Source organism: Ruminococcus flavefaciens MA2007, assembly GCF_000621845.1.
Lineage (GTDB): Bacteria > Bacillota > Clostridia > Oscillospirales > Ruminococcaceae > Ruminococcus > Ruminococcus flavefaciens_E.
The window spans coordinates 206,170-224,854 of sequence record NZ_JHXF01000001.1; the positions used below are offsets into that span (position 1 = coordinate 206,170).

The window sequence follows — 18,685 nt, forward strand, 5'->3', positions numbered from 1 at the left end:
TAGTCAACAGACCTTATTCAAAAATTGCTCATATTTATCTTTTTTTGCTTACTTTATGTATAGTACTTGACACGATAGGTTATGGAGTATATAATAAATAACGGTATTGGTCCAGACAAGACACATATCAAAAAGCTTTAAAGCTTATATACCCTCTCTTTAAAAGCCCGTGCTGCGCTGCACGGGTTTTTTCTTTTTGTAGGGGCGCACAGTGTGCGCCCCTACAGGCTAACGGCTGAAATATGGGCATTTTGACGGCAAAACGATAATATTTTGCAGTAAAATCAGCCTTTTTTGCAAAATAAGTGCTTTATTTGCAGCGGTGATGTAGAAAATGTATATATTTTGTTGACACATATTTATAATAATGATACAATTATTATACATAGATATATATAATCTGTTATTTGGTTAAAATAACAGACAGAAGGGTGATATTAAAATTTATGGAACGGTCCTCCCTCGGACTGTCCCAAAAAAGGAGTTGGAAAGGAATGAAACTTAAATCCACCAGAAAATTTCTCTCCGTTTTCCTCTCAGCGTGTATGGCACTCCCTATGGTAACAGGCGGAGCTCCCGTACCACAGCTCAAAACGGAGAATACTGCGGCGGCAGCCGAGTACCCCCACGATGACGACCTTGTACTGCGTTACAATACTCAGGCAGGCAACGTCAACACAGATAACGCTTTCAATAACGACGAGTCGTTCTACAAGGCGCTCCCTCTCGGAAACGGCAGAATAGGCGCAATGGTCTACGGAAACTGCCCCAACGAGCTCATCGACATCAATGAGTGTACCGTATGGAGCTCAGGTCCCGGAAGCAACAATAAGGAGGGCGGCGGAAACCATATCAAGGAGATACAGGACCTCATCAAGAACGGCAAATATAACGACGCTAACGGTCTCGTCGGCAGATATCTCATAGGCGGCGGCGAAGCAAAGTACCAGAAGGTGGGCGCTCTCAGGCTCAACCTCGGTCACGAGAATGTCTCGAATTATTCCCGTACCCTCGATATGAACGACGCTGTAGCCCGTACCACATATACTGCAAACGGCAAGAAATACACCCGTGAGACCTTCGTAAGCTATCCCGATCAGGTCATGGTTACACGTATAACCTGCGACAGCGCAGGCTCGGTATCCCTTACGGCAGGCTACGATGGCCTGCTCAACGGCGGCGTTACTACCGACGGAAACGATACTATCGTTGCCAACGGTCACGCTGACAAGGACCTCTGGATAGACGGAGCAGTTTACTACTCCTCACGGAGCAAGGTCATTCCCGACGGCGGAACTATCAACGCAGGAAACGGCAGAGTAAACGTTTCGGGTGCTGATTCCGTGGTCATTCTCACATCTGTCCGCACTAACTTTGTGGACTACAAGACCTGCAACGGTGATGAAAAGGGCGGTGCGGCGGCTGATATCAAGAACGCCGAAAAGCTCTCCTATGATACTCTATATGCGCATCATATCGCCGATTATCAGGAGCTCTTCAAGCGCGTTGACGTGGAGCTTGGCGGCAATACAGCCGATATCATCTCAAAGACAACTCCACAGCGCATAGCCGAATTCGGCAGATCAAACGATCCGAAAATGGTAGAAACTCTCTTCCAGTACGGAAGATATCTTATGATAAGCGCCTCCCGTGACGCTCAGCCCATGAATTTACAGGGTATCTGGAACAAGTATTCCTCCCCTGCATGGGGCAGTAAGATGACTACCAATATAAATTACGAAATGAATTACTGGCCTGCATTCACTACAAATCTGGGCGAGTGCTTCCAGCCTTTCGTTGAGAAGTCCAAGGGACTGGCAGAGGCAGGAAACGTCACCGCAAGAGTGAATTACGGCATACAGAAGGGCTGGGTGCTCCACCATAACACCGACCTGTGGAACAGGACGGGCGCTATCGACGGCGCGTGGGGACAGTGGCCTACAGGCGGCGCATGGGTATCGAATATGCTCTATGACGCTTACCGCTTCAATCAGGACGAGGAGTACCTCGCTGATATCTATCCCGTTATCAAGGGCAGTGCGGAGTTCCTTAACTCCCTCATGACGCCTGCTACCATAAACGGTCAGCAGTACATGGTCATCAGCCCCAGTACCTCTCCCGAGATAAATCTCCCTGCTTACCCGAATTCATGCATAGACCAGAGCGTCACTATGGACAACGGTATCGCAAGAGAGCTCTTCAAGGACGTGGCAGAGGCTTCCGAGATACTGGGCACAGACGAGGCTCTCCGCAGTATGCTCAACAGCAAGCTCACAAATATCCGTCCCGAAACTATCGGAAAATGGGGACAGATACAGGAATGGGCTCAGGACTGGGACAACAAGAACGAAAAGCACCGCCATATCTCCCATATGTACGCTCTTTATCCGGGCTACGAGATAACACCTACAGATAACCCGACTACTGCAAAGGCGGCTTCTGTTTCGCTGAATGCAAGAGGCGATGACGGTACGGGCTGGTCTGAGGCGTGGAAGCTGAACTGCTGGGCAAGACTTGAGGACGGCGAACACGCATACAAACTTGTCAAGCTCCTTATCTCTCCCGTAAACAACTACGGAAGACTTTACGATAATCTCTGGGACGCACATCCGCCTTTCCAGATAGACGGAAACTTCGGCTTCACATCAGGCGTGGCTGAAATGCTCCTCCAGAGCCAGAACGACGTTATAACACTTCTCCCTGCACTGCCCAAGCAGTGGTCAACAGGTCACGCAAACGGTCTCTGCGCCCGCGGAAACTTTGAAGTTACCGAGATGTACTGGGAGAACGGCAGACTTGACAGAGCAACTATCCTCTCCAAGTCAGGCGGCACCTGCACAGTCAGATACGGCGGCACAGTTATAAGCTTTGACACCGAAAAAGGCAAGGAATACAAGCTCAGCGGCGAATTACAGCTTGAAAACGGCGGAGATATCCTCCAGAATCTTGCTATAGGCAAGGACGTTACAGCTTCGGGTGCTGAATCAGGCGATGACGCAGCTCAGGCAGTTGACGGCGACGACAGCACAAAGTGGTGTCACGACGACGGTCTCAGCGGCGAGTGGATACAGGTAGACCTTGGCGCTAATTACGATATCCAGCGCTGGAACGCTAAATTCGCAGGTATACAGGAGAATATCAAGTATAATCCCCGTGATTTCGTGATACAGGCAAGCTCCGACGGCGAGAGCTGGACGGACATAGCTAATGTATACGGCAATACCAAGAGCTCCTGCGGACGTTATACCAAGGGCGTTTCCGCAAGATATGTAAGACTGGAAATGAAAACATCTACCCAGAATGCCGACGGCGGCGCGAGAATTTACGAGCTTGAGGTATGGGGAAAGGACGACAAGCCGCCTGTACCAAAGACTGCATTCAAGAAATACGGCTGCAGCGGCTATAACTTCAAATACGGCGAGATACGCAAGGACGACAGCGGCAAGACTGCTATCGGCTATATCACCGACGGTTCTTACATCGTTTTCCGCGGTCTCGACTTCGAGAGCGGAGCTGAGGGCTTCCGCGCAAGTGCGGCAAGTGCTACCGAGGGCGGAACTATCGAGGTCCGTATTGACGGAGCAGACGGCGAGCTCATAGGCGAGTGTACTGTTTCGGGCACCGACGGCTGGGACGTATATACCGAGACTTCATGCAAGACCGCACAGTGTACAGGTCAGCACGACGTTTACCTTGTATTCAAGGGCGGCGACGGATATCTGTTCAACGTTGAGGACTTCGGATTCTACGGTATCAAGGGCGATATCAACGGTGACCGTGTGGTGGATATCTTCGACATGGTGCGCTACAGAAAGGCGCTCATCGAGGAGATAACTCTCAGCGGACTTGCATATTCCAATGCGGATATGAACGCAGACAATAAAAACAACGTAGCCGATATACTGCTGTTACAGAAGCAGATACTCGGTAAGGCATAAAAACAAGGGCGCTGTGCGCCCTTGTTTTTTATGTTATAAGTAAGCAGAAAGTAGTGAGTAGCGAGTAGAAAAAACAGTGCCCTCGCAGTTCCATACAATTTCGCATTATGCATTAAAAAGGACGGCTTTGCCGTCCTTTTGCATTAGTTATCTCTCATTGACTCCAATATCTTCTTGCGGAACTCGACCATATCGAATATATCAACATTTCCGTCGCCGTTAAGGTCAGCGGACTTGGTCTGTGCTTCGTCCAGCGAAGTCATGCCCTTGATAAATCTTGACATCATTACAAGGTCAGCCACATTGAGAGCTCCGTCGCCGTTGAGGTCACCGTTCTTATAAGCTGTCGATGTGTCTATCTCCTCGAACTTTACGCCGTACATCTTGGCGTAAGCCTCTGCGGTAGAGCCTGCATAGCCGTGGATAACGGTTTCATAGCAGTTGCCTTCTGCACATGTTCCAAATGTTCTGGTCAGGCAACTTGAGGACGTGAAGCCAACTTTATCCCAAGGCATTTCACTTTCAAGTTCATTGTGAAATGCAGGGATAGTCTGAGAACCTGCGCAGATCTTGCACTCGGGATCATAAATATAGATATCCTTAATGTATTCAGCATACTTGAATGCGTCAAAGTCGATAATGTTGGAATAAACCTCTGCTCTTGTACAGTCCGGAGCATTGCCGCCTATCATTTCCCAGCTCATTTTTGTGACGCTCTTCGGGATAACTATAGGTACGCCGGCAGCTATTGACGCAATTCCTGTAGTACCTTCTCTTGGTACTATCTCATTGCTGCTTAATTCTTTATCAAATATTTTTACTTCTCGTGTCGGCGGTACTCTTTCATCATTGCTGTATGAAATGATTTCAACGTATTGCTTCATAGATTTATTGGTATCTACGAGCCAAGTGCCAAGGTATCCGAGACTGTTCTCAAATTCCACAGCAGGAACATCGTTAAAAGCGTCAAGACCTATCTGATTTACGCTTTCGGGAAGTGTTATATCTGTAAGCTTAGTACAATACATGAAAGCAGAATCGCCGATAACGTCAAGATTCTTGGAAAGCTTAACGCTTTTAAGATTATTTGACCTCATAAAAGCACAGATACCGATAGTTTCAACGCTGTCAGGGAGCTCGATGCTCTCAACATTGTCGAGGCTGTAGAATGCAAAGCTGTCTATTATCTTTACGCCGTCGGGAACGACTATCTTCTTGCCTGCGTATCTTGACGGAACTTTGATGAGCTTTGTCATGTCCTTGGTGTAGATGATACCGTCAACTGATGTGAGATAAGGGTTATCCTTGTCCACATTGTAGTACGCTACCTTGTCCTCGGCGGAGTCCACCTGCTGAACATAGCGCTCAGCAGTTGCAGGGATATTTATTATATCAGCATTTGCACGAGGTACTGATATATCCTTTACGGGAGCGCCGTTTGCTTCGGGAGCTATGGTTATTTCCTTTATTTTATCGCCGTTGTTAATGTTTACCTTTGCTGTAGCATAGGTATCCGTGTATCTATTGTAGGTAACTCCTGCGTCGTCGTCGTGTATTGTGGTGGGGTTACCTATAGAGCTTCTGAGCGCCAGCGGCTTGAATATTCTTCTGTATTTTACAGCGTAGTCCTCTGCTGTAGAGCCCTCAATACCGTAGATAATAGTGTCATATTTGGTTGCTGCGCCTATCTTTATAGGTGCTGATTTTACCTTGACATCAACAGGCTGTGCTATTGCAAAGCCTGAGTTATCCTTCTCATCGAGCGCAGCCATTTTCTGAACGTATTCATCGTCTTTGCTGACGTCTTCATCGCTTGCGGTAATGTTTATAGATTCGTCAAGCTCAATGAGCTCGGTATTTATTGCCTTCTGTATCGTATTTGAGCCCCCATTCGGTGAATGAACAGTTGTTACTCTTGCACCAAGCTTGTACTCTATGGGCTCTTCTTCATTATTGCTCGGAGTTAATGAATCGTCGCGCTCAACCCAGTATGGAGGCAGAGCTGTCTTGGAATCTATTATCTTGCAGTTAGGATCGAATATGCATATCGACTTGATACCGTTTGTAGCGAAACAGCGTTCCGGGATAGCGTCGTTGTAGAAATCTATGCAATCAATGTTCAGATACTCCCCAAGACCTGAAACAAGGTATTGTGTGATATGCTTTACGGAGCTTGGCACATAAATGTTTCTGAGCTTGTATCTTGCGGTGAAAAGTCCGCATACTGTACCCACTGTGCCTTTTCTGATATCGCCGTCTTCAATGTCCTTATCCGAGCCTACAGCCCAGTTGTCAACGTACTTTATACCGTCCTCGGTCTCGACGCAGGCAGTATCCCTGAATACGTCCTCGTACATTTCCTCTAAGCTGTCAGGCAGGTCAACGCTTTCCAGCGATGAGCAGCCTGCAAAAGCCATGTATCCAACAGCCTTGAGCTTCTGCGAGAAGTTTACCTCGGTAAGACCGCTGCAGCCGCAGAAAGCAGAAGGGTATATCTTCTCAACATTCTTGCCCATAGTTACCTTTTTGAGGTCACGGCAGCAGGCAAGGGCTCCGCGGTCGATGCTGACAGTTTCATCGGAGATAGTGAGCTCTGTTTTGCCGTTTCCGTTTGGGCAGGCAACGAGTTCCTTCATATCCTTGGTATAGATGACTCCGTCAACAGCAGTGAAATACTTGTTATCCTCGGGAACAGTTATCTCCTCTAACCCTTCCTCTGCGATATACAGCCAATCCAATACCGCAGTATTCTTGGACATATTTATCTTTTTAAGCTTTTTGCATTTTTCAAAGGGACCTATCCCAAAACCAACAACAGGCAGCTCCTTGTATGTTTCGGGAACGGTGAATTCCTCGATATCTTCCTTGTCCACCTTTGCTATTGTCGCAAACTTGGTGTAAACATTGTAGGTTATGCCGTCAGCTTCGGCAGTTGAATGACCGCCGTCAAGGTCGAATTCTTCCGTGCTTATGCTGGCAGTTTCTGCGAAAGCAGGTGCAGCTGTGCCTATTGAGCCGCAGATGATAGAAAGAGCAGCGAGTGTTGAGATGATTTTTTTCATAATAATAACCTCCTATATCATTTTGACATATGGCAGTTTAATCACACCATATATTATAACATATAACGAATTTTATGTCAATATTAACAACAGAATAAAGACTCAGGGCTTTGTGTGTGCTTATTTTTTGTTCAGATCATATGATGCTTCGTAGCTGAGATTTGCATTGATAAAAAACAAAAAACCTCGCAGGATAGCCCTGCGAGGCGATTTTTCGTATAGTCCCAATAGGGATAAAATTATCTCTTTGAGAATTGTCGCCGCGTTAAGAAAACAGTCCAGCGGACTGTTTTTAGCGGAGACCGCAGCGGCTGTGCCGCGAGGACACTCAGTCCGGATAAAAGAAAAGTACCTCCGCGAAAGCAAAGGTACTTGATAAGCAATAATCTGATTATCTCTTTGAGAACTGAGGAGCACGACGAGCAGCCTTGAGACCGTACTTCTTTCTCTCCTTCATTCTTGGATCACGAGTGAGGAATCCAGCCTTCTTGAGGGTTGGACGGAGCTCGGGATCGAATTCAAGAAGAGCTCTTGAAACGCCGTGTCTGATAGCGCCAGCCTGACCTGTAACGCCGCCGCCTGCAACAGTGCAAACGATATCGAACTTCTCAACATTGTCTGTAACAGCGAGTGGCTGACGAACGATGAGCTTGAGAGTCTCAAGACCGAAGTAATCGTCGATGCCTCTGCCGTTGATAGTAACATTACCTGAACCTGGGTAGATTCTGACTCTTGCTACGGAGTGCTTTCTTCTGCCTGTTCCGTAATAGTATTTAACCTTTGATTCGTACATTTAAAAGCACCTCCTATTAAAGCTCGTAAGCAACAGGCTTCTGAGCCTCCTGCTTGTGATTAGCGTCCTTGTAGGTTCTGAGTCTCTTGAGCTGAGCTCTGCCGAGGCTGTTGTTAGGGAGCATACCGTTAACAGCGATCATCATAGCTCTGTCAGCCTGCTGAGCCATCATGTCCTTGTAAGAAATGGACTTGAGGCCGCCGATCCAGCCTGTGTGCCAGTAGTACTTCTTCTGCTCGAGCTTTCTGCCTGTGAGAACAGCCTTAGCGCAGTTGATAACTATAACGTGGTCTCCGCAATCAACGTTGGGAGTATAAGTGGGCTTGTGCTTACCTCTGAGAATGTGAGCAGCCTTAGCAGCAACACGACCGAGGGACTGTCCCTCAGCGTCGAGGATATACCAAGTACGGCTTACTTCAGCGGGTTTTGCCAGTGTAGTTGACATAAATATTTCCTCCTGTAATAAAATTTCGGACGGAAAGCGTATCCAGAAACAAGAGGCAGAGCCTCTGTAAGAAGCATAAGGACCTGCCTCTTGCTTCCCGAAAAAACGCCTGTTCCTCCGCAGTGCAAGAATTATTATACACTATAGTGCAGGAGATGTCAAGGCTTTTTTACGGATTTTTTTAATATATACCCTATTTTCTCTTAAAATCTCTCACTTATGCTCTCTTTCTCTCTCTTTCTCACGTTTCATTTCAGCTTTTGAGGTAGAAAAACGAGGAGACATTTCACGGAATTGTGTGCATTTTGTTGTAGGGGAGCCCGCCCTCGGGCTCCCGAGCCCTTAGCCGTTAGCTGTAGGGGCGGCGTTCCGCCGCCCGCATTAAAAAAACGAATAAATGGGCGCGGACGCACACTGTGCGCCCGTGCTTGATGAAATAACCTGAAATGACCATATGTAGGGGACGGCGTCCTCGACGTCCCACAATAGCAACGAAATCAAATGGGCTGTCGGGGACGCCAGCCCTACAATTGGCTATTTACATTTGAAGCGCAAACCGCGGACACGCAATGCGTGTCCCTACAGGCTAATTATTTTTCATCATATTTACCGTAAGCGATGTACGATTATGTTTAACAGATGAAGTGAGCGAGCTTGCGAGCGTCAACGTGGCAAGGGTGCAGCGTCACGCTGCCGTGGCAAGGGTGCAGCGTCATGCTGCCGTGGCAAGGGAGCGGCGGCACGCAGTGGCTGACCATTTTTATTGTGATATATGAAATCCTGCCAATTATTGCTGATTATCGCCTGTAATCATTGACATATGTGCACAAATGTGATATAATACAAGCACAAAAATTTATTTTTTGGAGGAATTAACAATGAGAGGAAAACACATGAAGAAGCTGATAGCTGGCGTTATGGGTGCAGCAATGGCGCTTTCAGCTGCGGCTTCGGCTGCTAATGCGGCAGTTCCTGCAAATGTGCAGATTGCAGGCAGCAAAACAGCAGACGCAAAAGAAGGCAAGGTAGTTTACGAGTGCGGCTTTGAGAGCGAGGCAGACCTCGAGCACTGGTCAAACAGAGGCGGCGACGATACTACCGTTATCGCTATCTCAAAGGACGCTGCAAAGAGCGGCGACAGCGGTCTTTCCGCTACAGAGAGAGGCGACACATGGCACGGCCCTGCTTTCCGTATGGACGGCTTCCTTGAGCCCGACAAGCAGTACTACTTCTCCTGCTCCGTAAGAGGAGAGTGGTACACAAATACAACTCTTAGCTTCCAGTTCAGCGTTGACGGCGAGACTTCATACTCAAACCTCAAGCAGAACATTCAGGCTACCAGCGGCGGCGGAAACAGCTGGGCAGAGATAAAGAACGTTCCTATCAGCTATTCTGAGGGTATGGAGGGCGTTTACGTTTACTTCGAGGGCGGACAGGAGTCCATATTCATCGACGATGTAAAGATAACAGAGGCTCCCCGTGTTGATATCGAAGCTGACCTTCCTTCACTCAGCGAGATATACAAGGACAAGTTCAAGATAGGTACAGCCCTTTCTCCTGAGGATATGTCGTCACAGCCGTTTATGGACCTTCTTCAGAAGCACTTCGGCGAGAGCATCACAGTCGGCAACCAGATGAAGCCTGACTACGTTCTCAACAAGACAGCTACTCTTAAATATCTCGAAGAGACAAACGACGACGAGAATCCGCAGATAAGCTTTGCACAGGCTAAGCCTGTTCTCAACTATGCAAGAAAATACGGTATCCCCGTAAGAGTTCACACTCTCGTATGGCACAGCCAGACTCCTGAGTGGTTCTTCAAGGAGGATTTCGACGAGAAGAAGGATTACGTTTCTCCCGATAAGATGAAGAAGCGTATGGAAAACTACATCAAGAACTTCTTCACAACACTTACAGAGCTCTATCCTGATGTTGACTTCTATGCCTGCGACGTTGTAAACGAGGCATGGACAGACGACGGAAAGCCCCGTGAGGCAGGTCACTGCTCACAGTCCAACAACTACGGTGCTTCCGACTGGGTTGCAGTATTCGGCGACAACTCATTCATCGACTACGCTTTCGAGTATGCAAGACAGTATGCTCCTAAGGGCTGCAAGCTCTACTACAACGACTTCAACGAGTACATGACAGGCAAAATGGACGCTGTATGCGACATGGCTGAGAGACTCAAGAAGGCAGGCAACATCGACGGTATCGGTATGCAGTCTCACCTTGACGTAAGACAGAGCCTTGACGCAGCATTCCCGTCACTTGGTATGTACGAGAACGCTCTCAAGAAGTACACAAGCCTCGGTCTCGACGTTCAGATAACAGAGCTTGACGCTACAGTACAGGAGAACTCAGGCGACAAGTACTTCGACATTCAGGCTAAGTACTACAAGGGACTCTTCGACCTCTATGAGAAGTACAGCGACAAGATCTCCGCAGTTATCTTCTGGGGAATCACAGATCCAAAGAGCTGGAGAGCTTCACAGAATCCGCTTATCTTCGACAAGGAGTTCATGGCTAAGCCTGCTTTCACATCTATCGTTGACGGCAGAACAGCAGCCGATCCTGTAAGAACTACTATTGCAAGCGGCGGCAAGACAACTACAACAACTACTACCACATCTGCTACAACTACTACCACATCTTCCGCAACAACTACATCGGGCAGCACAACGACTACAACAGTATCAACACCCGATAACGTAACAACAACTACTACAACAGCTCCAAGCGATATGCCCAAAGTAAAGAAGTACGGCGACGCTAACGACGATGAGGGAATCGACATGGGCGACGTTGTTATCATCATGCAGGCACTTGCTAACCCCAACAAGTACGGCATGGAGGGCTCGGACGACCACCACATCACAAAGCAGGGCTGGGTAAACGCTGATATCAAGGGCACAAGCGCAGGCGTTACAACAGACGACGCACTTGCAGTACAGGAATATCTCCTCGGCAAGCGCAAAACTCTTGACGGAGGCATCAAGGGTTTGAACGAGCCCGGCGGAGCTTCAAAATGAGTTTTGAGCATTACATGATATAGTTTATTTAAGGCTGCACGGCTTGTCTGTGCAGCCTTTTCTTTAGTTAAAGGACGGGCTGATGCAGGCATCAGCCCTGCAAGCTAACGGCTATTATCGCAAAATATTGACATTTTTCGGCAAGTGTGGTATCATTAGGCTGTATTTATGCACCGCGTAAATCAGAATGTTTTTACGAATACTATACTAAGGAGAACTATTATGAGCTTCACAAATTTTTCAGACGGGAATCCATCATTTGACAGCGGCAGAAAGACTATGTCGCCTTTGGCTGCCATACTTATGCTGGTACTTATTGCGGCATTCGGACTTTTCATGGGCATATCCGGCTTTTTTAAAACTGAAATGTCTCTTGACGACGCTCTCACAGCAGGTCCTAAGCCCGGAAAATACGTCAGCGGAGTTCCTGCTTACGGCGCAAATCACCCCAATTTCGAGTATTCTCACAAGATAAGCGTTCTGCCCCTGATAAATGAAAACTATTACCTCGTTCTTTCCGAGGATATGCAGCATGGCGTTCTTGTACGTGCTGACGAGGAATTCGGCAAGAATTTCAGCAGCGAGGATTATTCAAATATCACAGGCATAAAGATAAAGGGCAACGTAAAAAGCACAAGCACAAAGGTGCAGAATAATTTTTCTGGCATGGACTACAGGTCGGTGCACAGTTCATACTACATAGACCTGCTCAGCACAAAAATGAACATATATTGGCTTATCATAGGCATATACAACGTAATTGCGTTAGTGTGCGTCATTATACATTTCAAAAAGAACGGCGTCGGCAGTGCACCGAGCACAGTTCTCGGCAAGGTCTTTGCAGGCGTTATGTTAATAGGCGCATTTTACATCACATATCTCCTTTTAGTGATGATAGTTCAGTTAGTGTGAGGAAATTCCCGAAATCGGGCTGTCGCTGATTGACAACAGTAAAAATAGATGATATAATTAATGTATCTATTGAAATATAACAGAAAGAGGTCATATTTATGGCAAAAGATAAAAAGCTGGTATCCGAGATAACCTCAATGGACGAGGATTTCGCACAGTGGTATACCGACATCTGCAAAAAGGCAGAGCTTATTGAATATACAAGCGTTAAGGGCTGTATGGTAATTCGTCCCTACGGCTATGCTATCTGGGAAAATATGCAGCATATCCTTGATACTACTTTCAAGGAGCTGGGACATGAGAATGTTTGTATGCCAATGTTTATCCCCGAGAGCCTTCTCCAGAAGGAAAAGGACCACGTTGAGGGCTTTGCCCCCGAGGTTGCATGGGTAACTCACGGCGGCAGCGAAAAGCTTGAGGACAGACTTTGTGTACGTCCTACATCAGAGACTCTTTTCTGCGAGCACTATGCTAATATCGTTCATTCATACAGAGACCTGCCAAAGCTCTATAACCAGTGGGTAAGCGTTGTCCGCTGGGAAAAGACAACACGTCCTTTCCTCCGTTCAAGAGAGTTCCTCTGGCAGGAGGGACACACTATCCACGCAACAGCTGAGGAGGCTGTGGAGGAGACAGAGCGTATGCTCAACGTATACGCAGATTTCTGCGAGAAGTCCCTTGCAATGCCTGTTATCAAGGGCAAGAAGACAGAGAGCGACAAGTTCGCAGGAGCTGTTTCTACCTACGCTATAGAAGCTCTTATGCACGACGGCAAGGCTTTACAGGCTGGTACTTCACACTATTTCGGCGACGGCTTTGCAAAGGCTTTCGGCATTGAATATACAGACAAGGAAAACAAGAGAGTAAATCCTCACCAGACAAGCTGGGGCGTTACAACACGTCTTATCGGCGCAGTTATCATGACTCACGGCGACAACAGCGGTCTTGTGCTCCCACCTGCTGTAGCTCCTGTACAGGCAGTTATCGTGCCTATCGCACAGCACAAGGAGGGCGTTCTTGACAAGGCTGGCGAGCTCCTTAACGAGCTCAAGGCAGCAGGTATCAGAGTAAAGCTTGACGACAGCGAGAACTCACCGGGCTGGAAGTTCGCAGAGTACGAGATGAAGGGCGTACCTGTACGTATAGAGATAGGTCCCCGTGATATCGAGGAAAATCAGTGCATCGTGGCTGTTCGCTACAGCGGAGAGAAGAAGACAGTAGCTCTCGGCGACCTTGCAGTATATGTAAAGGCTCTTCTCGAAAAGGAGATACCCGAGGGTATGTTCAATAAGGCTGCTGAGAACCGTGCAAACAGAACATATGCCTGCACAACTATCGACGAGATAAACAAGGCTCTCACAGAGCACGGCGACGGCTTTGTAAAGGCAATGTGGTGCGGCGAAGAAGCCTGCGAGGACGAGGTCAAGGAAAAGACAGGCGTTGGCTCAAGATGTATCCCATTCGAGCAGGAGCAGCTCAGCGACAAGTGCGTATGCTGCGGCAAGCCTGCAAAGTGCATGGTATACTGGGGCAAGGCATATTAATTAAGAACTAAGATTTGTAGGGGCTGCCTTTGGCAGTCCGCTAATGCCATATTTACTGCAAATAACCAACTGTAGGGGGCGATGCCTACATCGCCCCGTTGGATATATATTATACCGTCGGGCTGATGTGGGCATCAGCCCCTACATTATTTTCCTTGCATTTTCAGCGGGCGGCGAAACGCCGCCCCTTTTTAAAACAAGCTAACGGCTATATTACGAGGTGAGAACTATCAAAACAGTTGAGATATTCACAGACGGTGCCTGCAGCGGCAATCCCGGACCTGGGGGCTACGGCGTAGTGCTCCGCTTCGGCAGCGTGGAAAAGGAGCTCTCGGGCGGCGACAGCGCCACCACCAACAACAGAATGGAGCTTCTCGGCGTTATAACGGGACTTTCCGCTCTGAAAGAGCCCTGCAAGGTAATACTCACCACCGACAGCAAATATGTTGTGGACAGCGTAACAAAGGGCTGGGTGTACGGCTGGAAGAAAAAGGGCTGGATAAAGTCCGACAAGAAGCCAGCCCTGAACGTTGACTTATGGGAGCAGCTCCTGCCTCTGCTGGAAAAGCACGATGTGACCTTCAACTGGGTAAAGGGACACGCAGGGCACCCCGAAAACGAGCGCTGTGACCGCCTTGCAGTCGAGCAGCGCGACTTACACGCAAGATAACGGGAAAAATATCCGAATGGGGAGTGATATCATGGGGATTTTAGACAATATCAAGAATATGCTCTTTAACCGCGAGCCCAAGGACAACGGCTTTATGACCGACGACGAAAAGGAGCTCCGCGAGTACGAGGAATACTACACACCGCAGTCGGGAGTTGCCGAGGGTACATACTCCGAGTTCGTGGTGAGCGATGTTTTCAGCATAAGCGGCAGGGGAACTGTTGCCGTGGGAACAGTCACAGGCGGAGTTTTTCACGCAGGCGACGAGGTTCTCATAGTTCACGGCAATAACGACGGCATACCCACGACAATAGTCAGCATAGAGCAGTTCCGCAAGATTTGCGACAGCGTTTCCGAGGGCGCAAATGCAGGCTTTCTTCTCAAGGACGTGGACAGAAAGCAGATATCGCGCAATGATATCATCAAGAAGAAGTAATCAGTTATTATTTATTAGTGATTAGTGAATAGAAAAAGGCAGTCCATACGGGCTGCCTTTTTAAATACATAAATTTCAATATTACGCCTTTTGTGAGTATATATAGAGGGCGATTTTATTCTTCTTCGTCCTCTTCTTCCGCTTCGGGAGCTTCTTCGTTATCGTCGTCCATTATCTTTTTGTAGTTCTTGGCTTCTTCGGCTTCCTTTTTAGCTTTAAGAGCCTTTTTAGCGCCTGCGGAAGCTGTTTTTGAGCTTCTGCGCATGAGAACTACTGCAAAAACTATTATAAGTATGGCAAGCCCTGCCATAGCGGCAATGAAAGCCACCTTTTTAAGGTTCACGTCGGTAACGGTGTGGGCTATTTTTTCTGACTTTGCGTACTTTTCGCCTGCCGAGCCCGAGAAAACGCTGAGATTGAAGCCCTCAAGGAGCTGTCTCTGTGAGTTCTCAACAGTATAGCCGAAAGCATTCTTGCCTATGGTCTTGATACTCTTTGGTATGCTGACCTGTTTCAGAGCGTCGCATACGAGGAAAGCGTCCTCGCCTATGGATTCAATGCCCTCGGGGAGTATCAGCTTATTCAGCGCCATGCAGTACGCAAAGGCGTTGTCGTCAATTTTTTTCAGAGTGGTAGGCAGTGACAGCGTTTCTATCTTCTGGTCGAACATGAAAGCTCCGTAGCCTATGGTATCAAGTCCCTCTGCGAAATCCACGGACTTTATCTCCGAGCAGTAGCTGAAAGCCTCGTCCTGAATATGGGTGAGCGAATTCGGGAAATGTATTGCACTTAGCTTTGCACAGGTCGAGAAAGCGCCCGAGTGTATCTTCTGAACTCCCTCGGGGATATTTATCTCGCCGCTTATCAGGGTAGAAGCGCGGAAGATCTCGGTCTTGTCCTTATCCATGAGCATATCGTTCTCATAGACAAATGAGCTGTTTGCAGATGCGTCGATATCGCTTATACCGAACCAGCTTCCCATAGCGTTGTCGCCGATAGTCTGGAGCGAAGCAGGCAGCTTAAAGGAGCTTACATTGCCGCACTGATAAAAGGCGTAATCGCCAAACCTGGTGATAGTGTCGGGGAGCTTTATCTCTGCGAGAGCATCGCAGAGTGCAAAGGAATAGTCGGGTATCTCCGTTATAGTTGAGGGGATATCAATGCTTGTAAGTTTCTTGCAGTCGAAAAATGCGTGGTCGCCAAGGCTTGACAGCTTTCTTGGCAGAGTTACGGTTTTGAGGGCTTCACAGCCGTAGAATGCATTTTTTCCGATAGATGTTACCGAATCAGGTATCTCCAGCGAAGTGATCCCCGTACAGTAGGCAAAAGCCTCGTCACCGATAGCTGTTATAGCCTTGCCGTTTCTTATGGACGGCACTTTTTCTACGATTATAGCACTGCACTTTGTGATAGTATAGGTGTCGTCGTCATTGAGCTCATAATAGAACGAGCCGTCGTAGAGCTCATCGCTGCCGCCGGGCAGATCGTCGGCAGCTGCGCCCATTGGCACTGCACAGCATACAGCCGCACCGAAAGCGGTGATAGCTGCGGCAATATTCTTAATCCTCATCATCTTCAAGGGAATCTTCCTCCTTGTCGGTATCCTCGTTTTCTTCCTCCTGACGCTTTTTGCGGCGTTCAGCAGCCTTTTCCCTGTTTTCAGCCTTAGCCTTTTCAGCCTTGCTCTTTTTTATCTTCTTTCCTGTGAAAGCGCCGATAATACCAAGGATAAAGGCTGCGATAATGCCTCCCACGGTATAAAGGAAGCCCTTTGAGATATTCTTGCCGAATATCTCCGCAGTGCCTGTGATGACCTCTATTCCTGCGTCCTTTGCCCACTTGCAAGCCTCGCAGTCCTTGACGGTGTAGAGCTTGAAGCCCTCCACAAGAACGTCAGAGGGAGCGCCGTTTTCAACGTCGGCGTTGTCATCGTGATAGTAGCCGAATGCGCAGGTGCCGATATTTACGAGAGTATCGGGAAGATGCAGTGATTTCAGGGCGTTGCAGTTATAGAAAGCGTCGGCGCCGAGAGTTGTAAGGCTGTCCGACAGCTTTACCTCGGTGAGATTCTCACAGCCCTCAAATGCATAGGCGTTTATAACGTCCGCCTCGGGTATCTCCACCTTTTTCAGATTCAGTGCACGGATAAATGCGGACTGAGCTATCTCCTTCAAGCCCTTTGGAGCAATGAACTCTGTCTCGGGCTTTGCAGGAGGATAAGCGATAAGCACCGACTTGTCCTTATTGTAGAGGACTCCGTTTTCCGAGCTGAAATTGCCGTCGCCCTCGGTAATGGTTATATCTTCAAGACCTATAGCGTACAGGAAAGGCTCCTCGTCGTTCCATTCCTTCAAGCAGCCGTCAGCCTTTACAGTCTTCAGTGCCGAGCACTCGCGGAAGATTTGGTTTCCGATAGTCTCTGCGCCGAGGAATTCAACGCTTTCAAGAGCCATACACTCGTCAAAGGCATTGTCGCCTATGGTCTTGACGCTTGCAGGGGTAGTAATCTTTTTGAGATTTCCGCACTGATAGAAGGCTCTTCTTTTGAGCTCCTTTATGCCCTCGGGAATGATTATCTCCGAGGCAGGACAGCTTACATTGAAGCAGTTGGTATATATAGCGTCTACTTTTTTGCCGTCAATGGTATCGGGAACTGTTATCTTGTCCTCCTGTGAATAGCAGAAGATGAGTGCCACCTCGCCGTCTATGACAGCGTACTCATAGTCGCCCGACTTTGTGCTGTTGAGAGCCTGTTCCTCGACAAGCTTCTCCTCGTACTCTTCGGGAGTCATAAACGAGAAGCTATTCTGGTAATCGTAATCGCTGTCTTTGTCATGAGCGTATACAGACGCAGCTCCGCCCTGTCTGCCCACGATAGTAAATGCTTCGTTCTTGGAAGCTACCTGACCGCTGGCGCTGGTATAGTAGCCGAATGCGCAGTAGCCTATAGATGTTACCGAATCGGGTATGACTACCTCGGTGAGCCCTGTGTCAAAGAAAGCGTACTGACCTATGGTCTGGAGCTTTTCGGGCAGGGTTATCTCTTCGAGCTGTCCGCAGCCTGCAAAGGTTCCGCCGCCGATATGTTCAACAGTATCGGGGAGCTTTACTTCATTCAGATGACTGCAGTTCGTGAAAGCGTAATCGCTTAAATATTCAAGCTTAGTGCCGCTGAAATCAGCAGAGCTGAGCCTTGTGTTGGCAAATGCGAAGTGCTCTACCTTTTCCAGTGAAGCAGGTATTTTTATATCATAAGGTATGGTATTGTAAAACGCAGAAGCGCATACCTTCTTTACGGTGTCGGGGATAGTGAAGCTGTCGCCCTTTTTGCAGCATGGATAGCAGATAATTTCAGTCTTGTCCTTGTTGTATAATATGCCGTCCTCAGCGCAGAAATCAGCGCTGCCCTCAGCGACCTTTATCTCGGTGAGATTTGTGCAGAATACAAAGGGATTGTCAGCTGAGATATATGTCACAGAGGCAGGGATAGTCACGGTCTTGAAGGTGTTGTTCTCATGGTCGCTGCCGAGAGCGGATCTGCCCAGCTCTGTAACTGCGATACCGTCGAGAGTATCGGGGATAACAAGGTTTTCGGCAGTGCTTGTGCAGTCCTCGATGCATACCTTGCCGTCGTGAGTAAGCGAATACATGAAATCGCCGCTCTTTGTATAGGCGTCTGTGCTTGTAACAGCTTCTGTAGCGCCCTCTACAAGGAAATCCTCATCGGCGAATGCGTTTATAGCAGGAACAGCCGCATATGCGCAGATAAGCATTCCTGCGATGAAAGCAGCCGTTTTTTTGCGGTCAAACATAAATATTACCCTCTCATTATGATTTGCTCGTCAGGAGCCTA

At 48.1% G+C, this 18,685-nt stretch carries 11 protein-coding genes; 6 read left to right on the forward strand and 5 right to left on the reverse strand.

The features are described 5' to 3' along the window. The first annotated feature begins 494 nt into the window (after positions 1-494). Entirely contained in the window at positions 495-3,938 is a 3,444-nt protein-coding gene (locus T497_RS0101070; RefSeq protein WP_028514016.1) for a glycosyl hydrolase family 95 catalytic domain-containing protein, read from the forward strand. 143 nt (positions 3,939-4,081) lie between these two features. On the opposite strand, the gene T497_RS0101075 is transcribed toward T497_RS0101070, so the two are convergent. From T497_RS0101075 to rplM, 3 genes are all read right to left on the reverse strand, one after another. Beyond that, a complete protein-coding gene (locus T497_RS0101075; protein ID WP_028514017.1) occupies positions 4,082-7,000 on the reverse strand; it encodes a leucine-rich repeat protein in 2,919 nt (972 codons plus the stop codon). 391 nt (positions 7,001-7,391) lie between these two features. Then, positions 7,392-7,793 carry a 30S ribosomal protein S9 gene (gene rpsI, locus T497_RS0101080; RefSeq protein WP_028514018.1) on the reverse strand — a complete coding sequence of 134 codons (402 nt, stop codon included), beginning with the start codon at positions 7,791-7,793 and terminating at the stop codon, positions 7,392-7,394. A gap of 16 nt (positions 7,794-7,809) precedes the next feature. Beyond that, a complete protein-coding gene (gene rplM, locus T497_RS0101085; RefSeq protein ID WP_024861350.1) occupies positions 7,810-8,238 on the reverse strand; it encodes a 50S ribosomal protein L13 in 429 nt (142 codons plus the stop codon). Between the two features lie 878 nt (positions 8,239-9,116). Here rplM and T497_RS0101090 point away from each other — a divergent pair. The 5 genes from T497_RS0101090 (at position 9,117) to T497_RS19005 (ending at position 14,832) form a co-directional block, all read left to right on the forward strand. Beyond that, positions 9,117-11,270, forward strand: coding sequence for an endo-1,4-beta-xylanase (locus T497_RS0101090; protein ID WP_028514019.1), 2,154 nt, complete (start codon positions 9,117-9,119; stop codon positions 11,268-11,270). Positions 11,271-11,492: 222 nt separating this feature from the next. Beyond that, positions 11,493-12,182: a hypothetical protein gene (locus T497_RS0101095; protein ID WP_028514020.1), complete on the forward strand. Its 690-nt coding sequence runs from the start codon at positions 11,493-11,495 to the stop codon at positions 12,180-12,182. A 98-nt stretch (positions 12,183-12,280) separates the two neighbouring features. Continuing rightward, positions 12,281-13,726, forward strand: coding sequence for a proline--tRNA ligase (gene proS, locus T497_RS0101100; protein WP_028514021.1), 1,446 nt, complete (start codon positions 12,281-12,283; stop codon positions 13,724-13,726). 229 nt (positions 13,727-13,955) lie between these two features. After that, positions 13,956-14,396: a ribonuclease HI gene (gene rnhA, locus T497_RS0101105; protein ID WP_028514022.1), complete on the forward strand. Its 441-nt coding sequence runs from the start codon at positions 13,956-13,958 to the stop codon at positions 14,394-14,396. A gap of 31 nt (positions 14,397-14,427) precedes the next feature. Next, positions 14,428-14,832, forward strand: coding sequence for an EF-Tu/IF-2/RF-3 family GTPase (locus tag T497_RS19005; RefSeq protein WP_028514023.1), 405 nt, complete (start codon positions 14,428-14,430; stop codon positions 14,830-14,832). A 115-nt stretch (positions 14,833-14,947) separates the two neighbouring features. On the opposite strand, the gene T497_RS0101115 is transcribed toward T497_RS19005, so the two are convergent. Both T497_RS0101115 and T497_RS0101120 read right to left on the reverse strand, forming a co-directional pair. Further along, the gene (locus T497_RS0101115; protein ID WP_242839954.1) at positions 14,948-16,405 is read right to left on the reverse strand and encodes a leucine-rich repeat domain-containing protein; all 1,458 of its coding nucleotides are present in this window, start codon (positions 16,403-16,405) and stop codon (positions 14,948-14,950) included. Beyond that, positions 16,392-18,644, reverse strand: a complete 2,253-nt coding sequence (locus tag T497_RS0101120) for a leucine-rich repeat domain-containing protein (protein WP_028514025.1) — start codon at positions 18,642-18,644, stop codon at positions 16,392-16,394. Before T497_RS0101120 ends, T497_RS0101115 begins: the two co-directional genes overlap by 14 nt. Positions 18,645-18,685 lie beyond the last annotated feature (41 nt).

Bases quoted from the DNA above. Each gene is read 5' to 3' on its own strand.
- T497_RS0101070 (WP_028514016.1), top strand. From the start codon at position 495: ATGAAACTTAAATCCACCAGAAAATTTCTCTCCGTTTTCCTCTCAGCG.
- T497_RS0101075 (WP_028514017.1), bottom strand. From the start codon at position 7,000: ATGAAAAAAATCATCTCAACACTCGCTGCTCTTTCTATCATCTGCGGC.
- rpsI (WP_028514018.1), bottom strand. From the start codon at position 7,793: ATGTACGAATCAAAGGTTAAATACTATTACGGAACAGGCAGAAGAAAG.
- rplM (WP_024861350.1), bottom strand. From the start codon at position 8,238: ATGTCAACTACACTGGCAAAACCCGCTGAAGTAAGCCGTACTTGGTAT.
- T497_RS0101090 (WP_028514019.1), top strand. From the start codon at position 9,117: ATGAGAGGAAAACACATGAAGAAGCTGATAGCTGGCGTTATGGGTGCA.
- T497_RS0101095 (WP_028514020.1), top strand. From the start codon at position 11,493: ATGAGCTTCACAAATTTTTCAGACGGGAATCCATCATTTGACAGCGGC.
- proS (WP_028514021.1), top strand. From the start codon at position 12,281: ATGGCAAAAGATAAAAAGCTGGTATCCGAGATAACCTCAATGGACGAG.
- T497_RS19005 (WP_028514023.1), top strand. From the start codon at position 14,428: ATGGGGATTTTAGACAATATCAAGAATATGCTCTTTAACCGCGAGCCC.
- T497_RS0101115 (WP_242839954.1), bottom strand. From the start codon at position 16,405: ATGATGAGGATTAAGAATATTGCCGCAGCTATCACCGCTTTCGGTGCG.
- T497_RS0101120 (WP_028514025.1), bottom strand. From the start codon at position 18,644: ATGTTTGACCGCAAAAAAACGGCTGCTTTCATCGCAGGAATGCTTATC.